The organism is Amycolatopsis sp. NPDC051903 (assembly GCF_044452505.1).
Lineage (GTDB): Bacteria > Actinomycetota > Actinomycetes > Mycobacteriales > Pseudonocardiaceae > Amycolatopsis.
Genome location: NZ_JBITBT010000001.1, coordinates 470737 through 486634, shown reverse-complemented (window position 1 = coordinate 486634; position 15898 = coordinate 470737). Strand labels below are relative to the sequence as shown.

The window sequence follows — 15898 nt, the reverse complement described above, 5'->3', positions numbered from 1 at the left end:
CACTCCGCCCACCCCGGTCCGACGCACCCGGGCGGCGTCCGGTGCCCCTCCTGGGCGAATCTACCGAGTGAACGAGCCCGGCAGAACCGACATCGGCGAACCGATCAGGTCGCGAGCCAGTCGGTGTCGCCGAAGTCGTCTTCGTCAGCCGCGTGCGCAGCCCTCCGGTGGCGACCCGCTGGCTCGGCGGGCGCAGGCGCGGAACGAAGAGCCGAGCGCCGGCCGGTCGTGAGCTCCGGCTCGTCGGCCGGGCGGAACCCGGCCCGCCGTTCGTTCGCGGTCTCGTCCTCTTCGAACCCGAAATCGTCCTCGTCGTCGTGCCGGTCGCCGACGGTCTTCTCCGTCGCCCAGCCACCAGCCGCCTTCGCGCGCCGGTTGCGCTCCTGCAGCCGGACGAACACCTCGCCCTGGATCTTCCCCTGCTTCTCGAGCTTCTCCTTGCTCTCCGCCACCGCCTCGGTGCGGCTGCGATCGAGCAGGGCCGCGCGGGCGCTGCTCTCGGCGTCCAGCGTCGCAAGCTTGGCGCGCATCGCGGCCAGCGCGTCCTGTGAACTCATCGGTCTCCCCTTCCGGACGCCCGGACTAGTGGCCCATCACGTGGTCGTCGTCGAGCGAACCGCTGATCCGGTTGCCGGACTTCGACGATTCGAACAAGCCGCGGTCGACGCGGAAGTTCGACGACCGCTCCTGGTCCTGACCACCATGGCCCGCGCCACCCATCGCGCCGCCCATCATCCCCATCGACGCGGGCTGCTCGGCCTGGTGGTCGGTCGGGGTCGGCGCAACGCCGAGCTGGGACGCCGACGGATCCGTCGCCCCACCGCCGAGCGGGGTGGCGTCGGGAGTCGCGCCGAGCGCGTCCTCGTGGTGTGCACCGACGGTGCTGTGGCTGTCGAGCGGATCGGTCAGCGACTGGGCCGTCGTCGAATCGTCGACGCCGGGGTGACCGGCCGCGTCGGCCGTGAAGCCATCCGGCTGCGCGTGCTGCGGCACGGCGGCGACGTGCTGCGGACCCGCGTCCGCGGCGCGCGCGGCCACCGGCTGCTCGGCGGCTTCGTGGCCGCCCGCGGACACCGGCGAGTCCTGGCCGCCGAGACCACCACCCGTGCCACCCGCGTGCCCCGCCGCGTCCGGCAGCGCACCGGACGAGCCGAGGTCGCCGCTGTGCGACCCGGCTACCGCGTGGCCCGGCACGTCGGCGAGCACGCCCTGGGTGTGCTGAGCCGCGGTGCCGCTCTGGCCTGGTATGAGCGCGTCCGGCTTGCCGTCGTCACCGAGGGTGTACTTGACGGGGTCGCCGCTTCCGTCGTCGACGGTCACGACCGTCGGGCCACCGGGACCCGACGGACGCTCCGCGGTGATCTTGAGACCGCCGTCGTCGATGTGGATCTTGCCGTCAGGGCCGGGTTCGTAGGTCTTGCCCGACGGATCGGTGCCCGGTGCCCCACCGTGGCCCTGGGGCCCGAAGCCGGGTGTCTGGCTGCCACCCACCGGAGCGGGCTGGACCGGCAAGCCCGGGTGAACGGGCTGACCGGCCAACCCCGGCTGACCGGGCGTGGCAGCGGCGGCGTCCTTCGGGTCGTCGAAGTCGAGTTGGTACTGCTTCGGGTGCACGGTGCCGTCGTCGACCGTGATGCCCATGCTGCCGTCGGCGCTCGGCTCGGTCATCGCGATCTTGTGGTCCCCCTGCTGGACGGTCATCGTCTCCGGTTCGGCCGTCTTGATCGGCTCGCCGGTGCGCGGGTCGATCGGGTACGGCTTGCCCGTGGCCGGATCCGTCTCGAGCGGCTGGTGCGTGACCGGGTTCAGGTTCGGGTCCGTCGCCTCCGCTGGTTTCGGCAGCGGCGCCTGCGGAATCGCCGGCATCCCGCCGCCACCACCGGACGGCATTCCGCCACCACCGCCACCGCCATTGACGCCGCCGCCGCTGCTGGTGCTGCTCGACGGTTTCGTGTTGCCGGGGTCCGGCGCACTGGCCTGGTCGACGTTGGAGAACGGGTCCTGCGGCAGCTTGGCGAAGAAATCGGTCAGCGCGCGCCACGCGCCGTCGACCGTGGTGTGCGTGTTGGTGCACATCGTCTTGAAGTCGCGGATGTAGCCGTCGAAGAACTTCCCGAAGTTGTCCTTCAGGTACACGCTGCACTGGTCGACGATGTGGTTGATCGTGTCGTCGTTGAGATCGCAGTCGTCCTTCTCGAGCATGTCCTGCGACTCTTGGTCCAGGAACTTCGCGCAGTGCTTGAAGTCGTCCTGGCTCGCGTTGCTGCGCAGTTCGGCGATGCGGATGATGCGGTCGAGGTCCTGGGCGGTGACCGGGCCGAGGGAATCCACCCGGTACTTGATCACCCAGTTCGCCTTGTCCCGGCAGGCCTTCCCGACCAAACCGCACGCGGATTTCATCGCCGCGGCCGCGTTCGTCCCGGCATCGGACACGACCTTCGCGTCGGCCGTGTAGTTCTTCCGGAAGTTGTCAGCCTGGTCGGCCGCGTCCCCCTGCCAGTCGGCCAGATTGGTCGAGAGCTGGCCTTCGACGTCGGTCGACGCGTTGACGATGGCGCCGCTCAGCGCGGTGAACTCATCGGCGCCGGCCATGAACTTGGTGAACGGGATCTTCCGCTGCTCGTTGTAGAGCTTGTAGAGCTCGTCCGTGCTCGCCGGCTGGTAGGTGCCGACGACCGCGACCGCCCGGTTGAACAGCGGCACCCACGTGTCGAACGTCTTCATCCCCGGCCGCCCGAGGTCGAGGATTTCGTCGGACGTGTTCGCGCCCGCGTTCGTCTGAGAAGCTTTGTCCGCTTGCTCGTCGAGCTTGCCCCTGGCGTCGTCGGCCGCCTTCTTGTCGGCCGCGCGGGCGTCCGCCTCGTGCTTGTCGTAGGTCTGCTTCGCCTGCGAGTAGGCGTCCTTGACGTCGCCGTTGCCGTGGTTGTCCTCGGCGTCCTGCGGCGGATCGGCGCTGAGTCCCAGGTCGCGCTTGATGCGGTCGCGCCACTGCTCGAACTCGTGCTCGTCCTTGAACCCGTACTTGGTGGGATCGTGATCATCGAGGTAGCCGAGGTACTTCCACGCCAGGTCCGTCCCCGCCTGGGTCTTCCCCAGGTCGGGGTCGTAGAGCATCTGCTCCACTTCTTGCCTGGTCGGGACGTCGTCCCCGACATCCGCGCTCACTTTCCGGCCTCCTTCACGGTGGCACCGGAAGCGTCCTGGCTGGCCTGGTAGTGGCCGCCGGCGGCGTTGAGCTTCTGGGCGAAGGCGTCGGAAGCCTTGAGGTACGCGTCGGCCATTCCGGCCAACCGGAGGACACCCGAGTGGTACGGCTCGAAGTTCATCGAGTGCGCCTCGCCGAAGTCACCGGCCACGAGCTGAACGTCCTTGACCGCCGCGAGGGGTTGCTGCACCGTGTTCCGCGGCATTTCGCTCAGTGCTTTGGCCGCCCTCGTAAGCGCCTCAGTATCGACCTTGTGGCCGCCCGCCATCGCTCGCCCTCCCTAGAGCACCCGTGTGACAGCACTCTAGGACGCACGAAATCCGCCCCCGGTGCCATCACACCCGCACACGGAATGTACCCGGGCCGTGACGACGGGCGCAGTCGAATCGGGTGATCCGGGACGTTCAGGAGACCGCCGACACGACGCCGGCCAGGCGGTCGGCCGCGGCTTGGGCCGTGGAGTGGGCCGGGGCTTCCACCATGACGCGCACGAGCTGTTCGGTGCCCGAGGGGCGCAGGAGGACGCGGCCCTCCTCGCCGAGTTCGGCTTCGACCTCGCCGACGGCGTCGCGGACTTCCGTGGAGGAGGCGACGGCCGCTTTGTCGGCGACGGGGACGTTGACGAGGACCTGGGGCAGGCGGTTCATGACCGCCGCGAGCTCGGACAGGTGCTTGCCGGTGGCGGCCATGCGGGCCATGAGGCGCAGGGCGGTCAGCAGGCCGTCGCCGGTGGTGGCGTGGGCGGGGAGGACGACGTGGCCCGACTGCTCGCCGCCCAGGGCGAGGCCGGAGGCGCGCAGCTCTTCGAGCACGTAGCGGTCGCCGACGGACGTGGTGACGACCGTGATGCCGTGGGCCTTCATCGCGAGGTGCAGGCCCAGGTTGCTCATCACGGTGGCGACCAGCGTGTCCTTCACGAGCTCGCCCTCCTCGGCGAGCGCCAGCGCCAGCACGGCCATGATCTGGTCACCGTCCACGAGCTCACCCGAGGAGTCGACCGCGACGCAGCGGTCGGCGTCGCCGTCGTGGGCGATGCCCAGGTCGGCGCCGTGCTCGACGACGGCGGCGCGCAGCAGGTCGGGGTGGTTCGAGCCGCAGTGCTCGTTGATGTTGATGCCGTCCGGCTCCGCGTGGAGGGCGACGACCTCGGCGCCGGCGCGGCGGTAGGCCTCGGGGGCGGCGACGGACGACGCGCCGTTCGCGCAGTCGACCACGACCTTCAGGCCGTTGAGCCGGTGCGGTGTCACCGAGACGAGGTGCTCGACGTAGCGGTCCAGCGCGTCGGTGACATCGGAGACGCGGCCGACGCCCGAGCCGGTCGGGCGGACGACGTCGGCACCGGTCAGGCCGGCTTCGATCTCGTCCTCGATGCTGTCGGGCAGCTTGTGCCCGCCCGCGGCGAAGAGCTTGATGCCGTTGTCGGGCATCGGGTTGTGCGAGGCCGAGATCATCACGCCCAGGTCGGCCTCCAGCGCGCCCACCAGGTAGGCGACGCCGGGCGTCGGCAGCACCCCCAGACGCAGCACGTCGGCGCCGGCGGACGCGAGGCCCGCGACCACGGCCGCCTCCAGCATCTCGCCGCTGGCCCGCGGGTCGCGGCCGACGACGGCCACCGGGCGGTGCGAGCGGTCGTGCGCGGCCAGCACCCGCGCGGCGCTCGCCGCGACGGACAGCGCGAGCTCCGGGGTCAGCTCGGCGTTGGCCAGGCCACGAACCCCGTCGGTGCCGAACAGGCGAGCCATCTCCACGACCTCCAAGGTCTCGATCGACCACGACAACCTAGCGGCGGACCCGGTTGGCCCGGCCCTTGCCCCCTTACCCCTGTGAAGTCGCAGGTGGGACGGGAAACGCATCACTTCAGGGCGAATGGGTCCCCAGGGAATGACCGCCGGTACCCGCCGGAAAACGCGAAAGCGCCCATCCGAAAGACGGATGGGCGCTCCTGAGGTTGCACTCGCAAGGGGCTTGAGGGCTTGGATTCCCCTCGAACGATCACGGCGTGAACCCGGCCCGCACACGCAGGGCACGAGCAAGGCCACCCGCGAACAAAAGCACAGACAGCTACTCAGTCAAACCTACGCACGGCACCCGACGCCGGACCGCCCCCGGAGGCGCAGCCAACAAAACAGCCCCGCCACGCGCCATCGGCACCAGCAGGGCTCACCCAAAAACCACGTAACCAAACAAGCCAACGCAACCGACCCGGGGGTCCAGGGGGCTTGCCCCCTGGCGGGGGTTTGGGGGTTCGACCCCCAATACAGCCGTAGGGGGAGTCCGGCGAAGCGCCGCCAGGCGCTGAGCAGACTCCCCCACGACCACCTACTACCGCTTGCTGTACTGCGGAGCCTTGCGGGCCTTCTTGAGGCCGTACTTCTTCCGCTCCGTGGCGCGCGCGTCACGGGTCAGGAAGCCGGCCTTCTTGAGGGCCGGGCGGTCGTCGGCGTCGACCTCGACCAGCGCACGGGCGATGGCGAGACGCAGCGCACCGGCCTGGCCCGAGATGCCGCCACCGTGGAGGTTGGCGAAGATGTCGAACGAGTCCGGCTTGTCGACCGTGACCAGCGGCTCACGGATGAGCTGCTGGTGCACCTTGTTCGGGAAGTACTCCTCGAGGGTGCGGCCGTTGAGCTTGAACTCACCGGTACCGGGCACGACGCGAACGCGGACCACGGCCTCCTTGCGGCGGCCGACGGTCTGGGCGTTGCCGCCCGCAGCGCGCGACGGACGCGGGGCGGCGGGCGTCTCGCTGGTGGCGACGGCCTCGCCCTCAGGGGTCTCCGACGTGGCGACGACGGCCTCGGCGGCCGCCGGAGCCTCGGTCTCGGTGCTGGTCACAGACTGTTCCTCACTCACTGCGCGACCTGCGCGATCTTGGTGATCTCGCGCGCCTGCGGCTGCTGCGCGGCGTGCGGGTGCTGCGGGCCGGCGTACACCTTCAGCTTCTTGGCCATGGCGCGGCCGAGCTTGTTCTTCGGCAGCATGCCCTTGACGACCTTCTCGACCAGGTGCTCGGGCTTGGTGTCGAGCAGCTCGCCGAAGGAGCGCTTGCGCAGACCGCCGGGGTAGCCGCTGTGGCGGTACGCGAACTTCTGGTCGCGCTTGTTACCGGTGAGCGCGACCTTCTCGGCGTTGACGATGATGACGAAGTCACCGGTGTCCACGTGCGGGGCGTAGGTCGGCTTGTGCTTGCCGCGCAGCAGCGTGGCGACCTCGGTCGCGAGCCGGCCGAGCACGACATCCTCGGCGTCGATCACGTGCCAGGCACGAGTGACGTCGCCGGGCTTGGGGCTGTACGTGGGCAAGGGTCTACCTCGTCGTCAACATTGCGTGTGGGTTCTGTGCGGGCCTAGCGCTGACGCGCCGCAACGCACAACGACATATGAAGATACCCCCCTGCTCACGCGACCCGTGCAGCGGGGTGGTCCGATGCCGTGATCACGGGGTCCGGGCCCGGTGGTGATCCTACCGGGTCACGCGCTCGAACCGGCCACGCGCGACCCGCCAAGATGAGACGATCCGCGCGGACGGCACGAGACCGGGGGACCACGATGACGAAACGGACCGCCAGTGCGGCGCTGGCCCTGGGCGCCGTGCTGCTCGCGACGGCCTGCGGCCACGCCCGCGCCGGCACGGCACTGCCCGACGGCGACCAGGCGTCCGCGTACGTCGGCGCCAAGTTCGAGAAGGCCATGCCGAAGCTCGAGGACTCGATCCTCGCCGCGCGCGACGTCACCAACTCCTTCGACGCGTACTTCCGCTTCGACGAGAAGTCGCTCAAGAACACGATCACCTCGGCCCGCGCCGGCAGCCCCGAGAGCCGCGTGGTGCACAACCGCTCGCAGCGCAACCCCGACGAGATCATCGACACCTTCACCCCCGCGGAGGGGACGCTCGAATACCTCTACCTCGGCCCCGAGTACAAATCGCTCGAGCCGACGTCGTGGGTGTCGATGAAGAAGCCCGACGTCGGCCTGGTGCAGCCGTGCGTCTGGGGCGGCGTGCTCAGCGTGTGCGCCATGGCCCAGTCGGTCGACAGCTCCTACAAGGCCGACAAGAAAGCGGTCCGCGGCGCCAAGAGCTCACCCGACGGGTCGATCGAGCTGACCGTGAACGTCCCCTTCTCGCAATTCCTCGACAACCGCGTGGAGCAGTTGCCGGCCGATCTGCTCTCGGAGGTCGGGCCCGAGCTGAAGAAGGCCGTGATCCCGACGACGATCAAGATCAAGCCGGACGGATCGCTCGACTACTTCACGATGGCCGCCAAGTTCTCCGGCGACGGCCACAACCTCGAACTGCGCTACGACTTCCGCTTCACCGGCAAGGCCACGGCTGCGGACATGCCGAAGCTGCCGGACCCGAGCCAGGTCACGAACCTGCCCGACGACAACGCGAAGCAGGACTTCTACCGACGGCTCGCCCAACTGCAGGGCAGCTGATGAACACCCGAGGGGACCTCCGATGACGCAGCCACCCGAGCAGCCGCGGCAGTGGCCGCCCCCGCTGGGGAACGGGAACCAGCCGGGTACCCCGGGCCAGTGGCCGGCCGGTGGGTGGCAGCCCCCGCAGCAGAACGGTCAGCCGCCGGCGCCGTACGCGGGTGGGCAGCAGCCCTACCCCGGCGCGCCGCACACCGGTCCGCAGCCGTATCCCGGGCAGCCCCACCCCGGCGCGCAAGCCCAGCCGTACCCCGGCCCGCAAGCGCAGCCGTACCCCGGACAGCAGGTGCCGGGAGTGGCGCCACAGCAACAGAATTCGCCGTACGGCGGTGTTTTCCAGCCGTCGGCCTACGGCGGGCTCGGCGCGTTTTCCGCGGCGGCGGTGAAGAAGGCGCCGAAGTCGCGGCGGCCGTGGGTGATCGGCGGTGCGGTGGTGGCCGTCGTGGTCGTCGGAGCCGGTGCGGCGTGGTTGTCCGGCGCGTTCCAGGGGGACACTTTGGACCAGAAATCCTTGCAGGACGGCGTTACTCGCGTGCTCGCGGAGAACTACGGGGAGCCGGACGTGAAGAACGTGGTCTGTCCCTCCGGCAAACCGGTGGTGAACGGCACCACGTTCGACTGCACAGTGCAACTCGGCGGGCAGACTCGCAAGGTGACTGTGCGGGTGCTCAACGACAAACCGGAATACGCGGTCGGCGCACCGCACTGAGAAGACGAGAACCGGTCGGCACAAAACAATCGCCGGCCCGCGGCTAACGCGGACCGGCGATTGCGGAAAGCGAAATCAGAACAGGTTCGCCACGCTCTGGTCGCCCTGACGGAGTTCGTCAGCGACCTCCGGAAGCTTCTTGGACATCTTCTCCAAGAACTCCTCCAGCTGCGCGTAGCTGTTGTTCCACTTGTTCTGGAGCTCCTGCCAGCGAGCCTGGCCGTCACCTTCCCAGTCGTTGATCAGCGGCGCGAGCACACCCTGCAGGGTCTGCTGCTCGTCGCGCAGCTTCCCCACGGTGGCACCACAGTCGGCGCCGGCCTGGTCGATGGTCGAATAATCGACGACAATGCGGCCGTCAGACATCGTTCACTCCTTTTCGAGTGGTTGAGCGAATGGTGAAAGTGTGTGGTGAAACCGTCAGCCGAGGACGCTGCCGATGCCCGAGCTACCCATGCTCTTGATGGCGGAGTTCGTCTGGTCCTGGTTGTTGCTCATCGACGTGCCGGCCTGCTGCAGGCGGTCGGCGATCTCGCCGAGGGCCTGGTTCACCTTGCCGAAGTCGTCGTTGAAGTCCTGCATGATCTGGTTGAACGTGGTCGCCGCCTCACCCTGCCAGAGGGTGCGAGTCGACTCCATCTTGCTCAGCAGATCAGCCTTGTGGCCATTCAGCTGCTCGGAGTTCTGCTGGACCTGCTGCGACGCCTTCGCCAGGTCTGCCGGATTCCCCTTAAAGCCACCAGCCATGGGAGCGACCCCCTTCATTGGTTCGTTGTAGTACTGAGCTCATGTCTGCGCCGTACAATCCTACGACGAAGACAGTGCCAGGTTCGGTTCACACCCGGTGCGAGATTTCCCAAGGTGTTTGCTTTCGTTAACGCAAGGTTCGGGAACCACCCTCCGCACCGGCCGCCCCGCGCTCCGGGAAACCTTGCTGACCAGGGTGTCGCCCCACGTCGAGAAAGTTTCAGGTGGGCCGGTTCAGGATTCGCAACTGCGAAAAGTCCTCGTCGTCATCACTCGTCTGAGGCCCCCGCGCGGGAACCACCGGTCCGGACCGCACCGGATCTTCGACCGGCATCGGCAGGCCGCAGGCCGCGCGGAACCGCTGGGCGGCGCCGCGCAGCGCGCTGGGGGTCGCCTCACCACCGCCACCGCCCGCCGAGCGGTGGCGGCCGTAGGCCTTGAGCAGTTCCCGGTTCTCCTCGCGGTGGTGCTCGGACCGGGCGAGCGCGGTGCCGGCGACCCGGCGCGCGTACGTGACCGCGTCCTGCCCCGCTCTGGTGAACGCCGCCGCGGCTGACTCGGGTTCCGACCGCACGGGCACTCCTTCAGCTGGTGATCTTCAGCGTCCGCACGACCTGTTCGCAGGCCGTGTCGACGCGCTGCCGCAACGCGGGAGCCTCGTACTGGCACCCGACGTGCACCCGAATCCGGCCCTGCACGACCACGAACCAGTTCACGGTGAGCTGGTCGCTCTTGCGCTGGTGGTACCCGATCACGGTGCGGCCACCGTACGTCAGGTCCGGGTCGAACGCGCTGTAGACCGCGTTTCCTTCGGCCTGCGAACGCAAAGTGTCCACGAGTTGTGCCCGATCGGCCGTCGCGTCGTAGTCCATCACGTACTCCTGCGCGACCAGCAGGTCGTTGCCCTCGGCGACGTCCTGCGGGTGCAGGATCACCTGCCGGTCGGCGACCTGGTCGGAGGTCTGGACCCAGTCGGCGGGCGCGACGAGGCTGAAGTCGTACTGGACGAACGTCTTGCCCTGCTGGGCCTGCGGTGCGCCACTCCCCCGGTTCACGACGTAGAGCACCACTCCCGCGACGATCGCGACGACCACCACGACCGCGACGATCCCCCACGCGAGCCGCTTGCGGGACTTGCCGGGAGCGCGGTCCGGCGGCCACGAACCGGCGGGGGCTCCCGCACGGGCCGGCGCCGGTCCGCCCAGGCCTGGACCAGCCGGTGGTGGCCCGGAAAACCCGAGCCCCGGCGCCGGCCGCCCAGCCGCCAACGGTCCCGACGGCGGGTTCACCGGCTGCGCCGGCCGAGGTGCGGCCTGGCGCGAGAGCAGTTCCGTCCGGCCGTCAGCATCGGCGCGCTGCCGTTCCCCCGGGCGCACGACGTCGGTGCGCCGCTCCGACGGGGGCGCTGCGGCCGGCCCGCCCGGGGTCGCGGCGAGCCGCGCCGCCGAAGCACCCGGCAACGCCCCGGTGCGGTCGGGGTCCACGAGTACCGCCCGCAGCGCGCCGCGCGCCACGACCGTCTCGGGCTGGTCGAGGCTCGTCGGCACGACGCCGGTGCGTTCGTGCACCAGCCGCGAGATCATCGGGATCCGGCTGGACCCGCCGACGAGGAAGATCGCCGTGAGCTGCTTGGCGCGCAGCCCCGCGTCGGCGATCGCCGCGCTCGTGAGCTCCACCGCGCGCCCGAGCGGAGCCGCGATCAGCTTCTCGAGATCGTCGCGCGTCACGTGCGCGTCGGTGAACGGCGGCGGCATCGGCACGTCCGTGTAAGTGTGGCGCGACAACGTCTCCTTCGCGCCGCGCACGTCCTGCCGCAGCACGCGGCGGCGGCGCCGGTCGGCGAGCTCGCGCCCGGTGACCAGCTGCCGCCACGCCTCCGGATCCGCGTCCGAGACCAGCGACCCGACGTGGTCCAGCAGCGTCTGGTCGATGTCCGCGCCGCCGAAACTCGGGTCACCGCGCGTGGCCAGAACCTGGAACCCGCCGCGCTGCGGGGGCCGGCCGGGCACCGACGCGCCTTCCGGCAACCGCTGCACGACGCTGACGTCGACCGTGCCGCCACCGAGGTCGAGCACGGCGAGCGCGTCGCCGGGCCGGCCGCTGAACTCCACGGTCCGGCCGTCCGGCTGGGGCACGGGGGTGAACGTGGCCGCGTGGTACACGGCCGCGGCCACCGGTTCGGGCACGAGCGCGACCTCGCGCGCCAGCCCGCCCGCCGCCTGGCGGAGCAGCCGGGTGCGGATCGCGCCCCAGTCGGCGGGGTGCGTCAGCACGAGCAAGTCGACCTCGGCGTCGGCGGCGATGCGCCGGGCCTCACCGACGGCCCGGGCCAGCACGGCGTGGATGACGTCGGTGACCCGCAGCACGGACTCACCGAGCAGCAGCTCACCCTCGTCGATCCGCCGCTTCGGGTTGGGCTCGTAGCGCGACGGGTCGACGGCGGCCTGCCGCTCGGCTTCCTGCCCGACGAACAGGGTGCCGTCGGCGGCCGCGTAGACCGCCGACGACATCAACGGCTGGCCGTCGACGACCACGACCTGCGGCTCGCGGCCGTTGACGGAGGCGACGACGCAGGTGCTGGAGGTGCCGAAGTCCACCGCGACCCGCAGCGTCACCCGGCACCTCCACCCGCGTCAGCGCGCACTCCCCCGGCTCGGTTCAGTCGGGCTCGATCCACGAGACCTGGACGAGTTGCCGGCCGTTTTTGCGGCTGAGCATGACGGCGCGGCCGGGTGGCAGTGCGCTGGGTTTGATGTTGCCGACGAGTGCGCCTTCGTCGCGGGATCCGTTGCCGACCATGCCGGGGGCGGCGATTTCTTTGAGTTTGCCGATGATCGGGTCGTAGGAGGAGCGTGACGCGCCGCCGGTGCGGCGGGCGACGACCAGGTGCAGGCCGACGTCTTTGGCTTGGGCGAGGAAGTCCGAGAGGGGCCGCAGCGGGTTGTTGGATTGGGTGACGACGAGGTCGTAGTCGTCGACCAGGACGAACAGTTCCGGTCCGGTCCACCAGGACCGGTTTTTGAGTTGTTCCTGGGTGACGTCGGGGCCGGGCAGGCGGCGGGTCATGGACCCGACGACGTCCCTGATCATGTCGTCGAGCTGGTTGGACGACACGGCGTAGCCGAGCAGGGAGTCGCCTTCGAGGAAGCCGAGCATGGTGCGCCGGTAGTCGACCAGCAGGATCACGGCTTCCTTGGGGGTGTAGCGCTGGGCGATCCCGCGGCCGATCTGGCGCAGCAGGTTCGTCTTGCCCGACTCGCCGTCCATGAACGCGAAGAAGTGCGGTTCGGCGTCGAAGTCCAGGTAGACCGGGGCGAGGTTGTCCTCGGACAGGCCGAAGGGCACCAGTTTGGTGGTGCGGGCGTTGTCGAGTGTGAGGACTTCGTCGTAGGTGACCATTTCCGGCAGCAGGCGGACCTGCGGGGCGGGGCGGCCGCGCCAGGCGCCGCGGATCTTCGCCACGGCGTCGGACACACCGGCGGCCAGGGTCTCGGCGTCGCTGGCGCCGTCGATGCGGGGCAGGCCGGTGAGCATGTGCAGCTTCTCGCGGGTGATGCCACGGCCGGGACGGCCGCCGGGGACGTTGACCGCGACCTTGCGGTCGACCTCGGACTCGGTCGGGTCACCGAGGCGCAGCTCGAACCGGGTGCCGAGCATGTCCTTGATCGCCGGGCGCAGGTCGGCCCACCGGTTGGCGCTGATGACCACGTGCACGCCGTAGGACAGACCCTGCTGGGCCAGCCTGGTGATCGCCCCTTCGAGCTCCTCGAAGTCGTCGCGGATGGCGCGCCAGTTGTCCACGATCAGGAACGCGTCCCCGAACGCGTCCTGCTCGGGGGTGATCTCCCCGCGGCGTTTGCGGTTGCGGAACTCGGTCATCGAGTCGATGCCCAGCTCACCGAAGCGGCCTTCGCGCTCGGTGACGAGGTTGTTCATCTCGGCCACGATCCGGCGGGCCTTGTCCGGCTCGCGCCGGGCCACCGCGACCCCACCGACATGCGGCAGGTCGGCCAGCCCGGCCAGGGTGCCACCACCGAGGTCCAGGGCGTAGAACTGCACTTCCTCGGGGGTGTGGGTGAGCGCCATCGACATGATCAGCGTGCGCAGCATGGTCGACTTGCCCGACTGCGGACCGCCGGCGATGACGCCGTGGCCGGCGGCGCCGGAGAAATCGGCCCACAGCAGGTCGCGGCGCTGCTCGAACGGCCGGTCGACGATGCCGAGCGGCACCTGCAGGCGGCCGTTGCCGAAGAACCCGACCGGGGACAGACCGCGGTCGTCGGTGGGGTTGAGGTTCGGCAGCATCGTGTCCAGCGAGTTCGGCTCGTCCAGCGGCGGCAGCCACACCTCGTGCGCGGGCGGGCCCTGGCCGACGAACCGGTCGACCATCACCTCCAGCTCGCTCGGTTCGGTGGCCTCGTCCTGCTCCGGCTTCGGCGCCTCCTCGACCGGCTGGGGCTCGGGCTCCGGCTCGGGCGGCAGCTCGATGAAGTCGGGCACGAACAGCTGCGGGCGCTTGTCGGCGCGCACCACCGCGGCGGCCGGCCCGGCGGCCTTGATCCCGGCGGGCCGATACGGGCCCGACACGTAGGAGGCCTTGAACCGCACCATCGTGGACGTGTCGAACTTGAGGTAGCCCGAACCCGGGATCGAGGGCAGCTCGAACGCGTCCGGCACCCCGATCGCGGCGCGGGACTCCGCGGCCGAGAACGTCTTCAGACCGATCCGGTAGGACAGGTAGGTGTCCAGACCCCGCAGCTTGCCCTCCTCCAGCCGCTGCGACGCCAGGAGCATGTGCATCTGCAGCGACCGGCCGACCCGGCCGATCTGCAGGAAGATGTCGATGAAGTCCGGCTTCGCGGTGAGCATCTCGGAGAACTCGTCGATGCAGATGAACAGCGCCGGCAGCGGGTCGAGGTCGGCGCCGGCCTCGCGCGCCTTCTCATAGTCCCAGACGTTCTTGTAGTTGCCCTTCGCCAGCACCTCCTGGCGCCGCGACACCTCGCCCGCGATCGCGTCCTTCATCCGGTCGACCAGCGTCAGGTCACCCGCGAGGTTGGTGATCGTCGCGGCGACGTGCGGGGCCTTGTCCAGACCCAGGAACGTCGCACCACCCTTGAAGTCGACGAGGATCATGTTCAGCGCCGTGCTGGAGTGCGTGGCCAGCAGCCCCAGCACCAGCGTCCGCAGGAACTCCGACTTACCGGAACCGGTCGCCCCGATGCACAGGCCGTGCGGGCCCATGCCCTCCATCGCCGCTTCCTTGATGTCCAGCTCGACGGCCTGACCGTACTCACCGACACCGAACGGCACCCGGTAGCGGTCACGCACCGGCCGCGGACGCCACGCCTGCTGCACGTCGAACGTCATCGGGTCACCCGGGATCCCGAGCAGCTCCAACAGCGTCGGGTTGGACAGCAACGGCTCGTCGTCGTTGGTCTCCGCGCCCCCACCACCCCCGACCCGATACGGGGCGATCAACCGGGCCAGCGCCTCGGTCTCGATCACCGACAGCGTGTCGGGCCGGCCGAACCACTCCACCCCACCGGCGCTGCGCGCCCCCAGGCGATCAGGCTCGGCCACCAACCGCAGCCCCCGGCGCGCCGCGAGATTCCCCAGCGAGTCGGACAGATCGATCAACGTGACACCGACCAGACCCTCCTCCAGGATGATCTGCTCCTCACGCGTGACCTCGGCATCGTCGATGACGATCACGATGTGCGGCTGATCCGGCGCCGGCGTCGCGTTGCGCGAGAACCGCTGACGGTCCCGCAACTCCTCATCCAGCCACGCCTCGATCTGCGCCAGCGAACCCGCCATCATCCGCATCTGCCCGATCCCGTCGGACAACGTCGGGTGCTGGGTGTGCGGGAGCCACTTCGCCCACTCCCACTCCTCCTTCGCCCGCCCCGCCGTCGCAACCGCGATCAGCACATCATCCGGACTGTGGAACGCGACCAGCTGCGCCAGCATCGCCCGGGTCAGACCACGAGTCAGGCCCCGCTCACCCTGCACACTCACCGCCGCGAACCCACGCAACGTGATCTGCGTCGGCAAATCCGGCACGATCGAATGCGCCCGCACGAACCGGCGCAACGCCAACGTCGCGATCGGCTCCAACTCGTCAACCGGGCCGGTCTGCGGCGGCACCAACCGCGTCGCCAGCCGATGCGAGCTACGCCCCACCCGCAAGTGCAGAAAATCCTGATCGTTCTGGCGCCGCTCCCACATCCGCCGACTCGCGGCCAGCGACCACAACGACTGCGGATCCGGATGCACCCACTCCAACGCCGCCCGCTGATCGACCATCGCCTCACGAGCACGATCACGCATCTGGCCGAGGTACCGCAAGTAGTCCTTGCGGTCCTCATCCATCTCGGCCTTCTTGGCCCCACCGCCCTTGCCGCCACCGCCGGCGAGCATGCCGACGGTGCCCATCAGCATCATGCCGCTCATCATGATCGTGGTCGGGTTCTTCCCACCCGCCGTGAACATGAAGACCATCATCCCGAGCGAGGCGAAGATCATCACGCCCGGAATCGCCTTGGCAACGATGTTGCCCGGGATCGTGCGGGGTACTTCGGGTGGGGGCTCGAGGTGCACCTCGCCGCCCGGCGGGCGCGGCGCCGCCAGCCGTGGCGACTTCTTGAACTGAAGCGTGCTCATCGAAGGACCCCTCTATTCCAACTCGACGATGGCCGGTCGGCTCCCGCGCCCGGGCGCGCGTGACAACCTATCGAACGTCGCCGGGAATTTCCGGCCAACGCCCGATAGTGCACCGCAGCTGCCCCCTCGACAGAC

13 protein-coding genes are annotated in these 15898 nt (G+C 69.7%); 2 read left to right on the top strand and 11 right to left on the bottom strand.

Annotated elements, in window-relative coordinates:
- Nucleotides 1-104: 104 nt before the first annotated feature.
- The 6 genes from ACIA77_RS02505 to rplM all read right to left on the bottom strand — a co-directional run bounded on the left by ACIA77_RS02505 (nucleotide 105) and on the right by rplM (nucleotide 6507).
- A complete protein-coding gene (locus ACIA77_RS02505; RefSeq protein WP_395883974.1) occupies nucleotides 105-557 on the bottom strand; it encodes a hypothetical protein in 453 nt (150 codons plus the stop codon).
- Nucleotides 558-582: 25 nt separating this feature from the next.
- Nucleotides 583-3165, bottom strand: coding sequence for a hypothetical protein (locus ACIA77_RS02500; RefSeq protein WP_395883972.1), 2583 nt, complete (start codon nucleotides 3163-3165; stop codon nucleotides 583-585).
- Entirely contained in the window at nucleotides 3162-3410 is a 249-nt protein-coding gene (locus ACIA77_RS02495) for a hypothetical protein (RefSeq protein WP_395883971.1), read from the bottom strand. Before ACIA77_RS02495 ends, ACIA77_RS02500 begins: the two co-directional genes overlap by 4 nt.
- 199 nt (nucleotides 3411-3609) lie before the next feature.
- Nucleotides 3610-4947, bottom strand: a complete 1338-nt coding sequence (glmM, locus tag ACIA77_RS02490; RefSeq protein WP_395883969.1) for a phosphoglucosamine mutase — start codon at nucleotides 4945-4947, stop codon at nucleotides 3610-3612.
- 580 nt (nucleotides 4948-5527) lie between these two features.
- On the bottom strand, nucleotides 5528-6040 hold the full coding sequence (rpsI, locus tag ACIA77_RS02485) for a 30S ribosomal protein S9 (RefSeq protein ID WP_395883967.1): 513 nt from the start codon (nucleotides 6038-6040) through the stop codon (nucleotides 5528-5530).
- Nucleotides 6041-6054: 14 nt separating this feature from the next.
- Nucleotides 6055-6507: a 50S ribosomal protein L13 gene (gene rplM, locus ACIA77_RS02480; RefSeq protein WP_204091673.1), complete on the bottom strand. Its 453-nt coding sequence runs from the start codon at nucleotides 6505-6507 to the stop codon at nucleotides 6055-6057.
- Nucleotides 6508-6753: 246 nt separating this feature from the next.
- On the opposite strand from rplM, the gene ACIA77_RS02475 reads away from it, so the two are divergent.
- Nucleotides 6754-7641, top strand: a complete 888-nt coding sequence (locus ACIA77_RS02475; RefSeq protein WP_395883964.1) for a hypothetical protein — start codon at nucleotides 6754-6756, stop codon at nucleotides 7639-7641.
- Nucleotides 7642-7663: 22 nt separating this feature from the next.
- Nucleotides 7664-8350: a DUF4333 domain-containing protein gene (locus tag ACIA77_RS02470; RefSeq protein ID WP_395883963.1), complete on the top strand. Its 687-nt coding sequence runs from the start codon at nucleotides 7664-7666 to the stop codon at nucleotides 8348-8350.
- A gap of 75 nt (nucleotides 8351-8425) precedes the next feature.
- Here ACIA77_RS02470 and ACIA77_RS02465 read toward each other — a convergent pair whose 3' ends face one another.
- From ACIA77_RS02465 to eccCa, 5 genes are all read right to left on the bottom strand, one after another.
- On the bottom strand, nucleotides 8426-8716 hold the full coding sequence (locus tag ACIA77_RS02465; protein WP_395883962.1) for a WXG100 family type VII secretion target: 291 nt from the start codon (nucleotides 8714-8716) through the stop codon (nucleotides 8426-8428).
- Between the two features lie 54 nt (nucleotides 8717-8770).
- Nucleotides 8771-9097, bottom strand: coding sequence for a WXG100 family type VII secretion target (locus tag ACIA77_RS02460; protein ID WP_395883960.1), 327 nt, complete (start codon nucleotides 9095-9097; stop codon nucleotides 8771-8773).
- A 220-nt stretch (nucleotides 9098-9317) separates the two neighbouring features.
- Nucleotides 9318-9671, bottom strand: a complete 354-nt coding sequence (locus ACIA77_RS02455; protein ID WP_395883959.1) for a hypothetical protein — start codon at nucleotides 9669-9671, stop codon at nucleotides 9318-9320.
- Nucleotides 9672-9681: 10 nt separating this feature from the next.
- Nucleotides 9682-11712, bottom strand: a complete 2031-nt coding sequence (locus ACIA77_RS02450) for a type VII secretion-associated protein (RefSeq protein ID WP_395883958.1) — start codon at nucleotides 11710-11712, stop codon at nucleotides 9682-9684.
- A gap of 43 nt (nucleotides 11713-11755) precedes the next feature.
- The gene (gene eccCa, locus ACIA77_RS02445; RefSeq protein WP_395883957.1) at nucleotides 11756-15763 is read right to left on the bottom strand and encodes a type VII secretion protein EccCa; all 4008 of its coding nucleotides are present in this window, start codon (nucleotides 15761-15763) and stop codon (nucleotides 11756-11758) included.
- Nucleotides 15764-15898 lie beyond the last annotated feature (135 nt).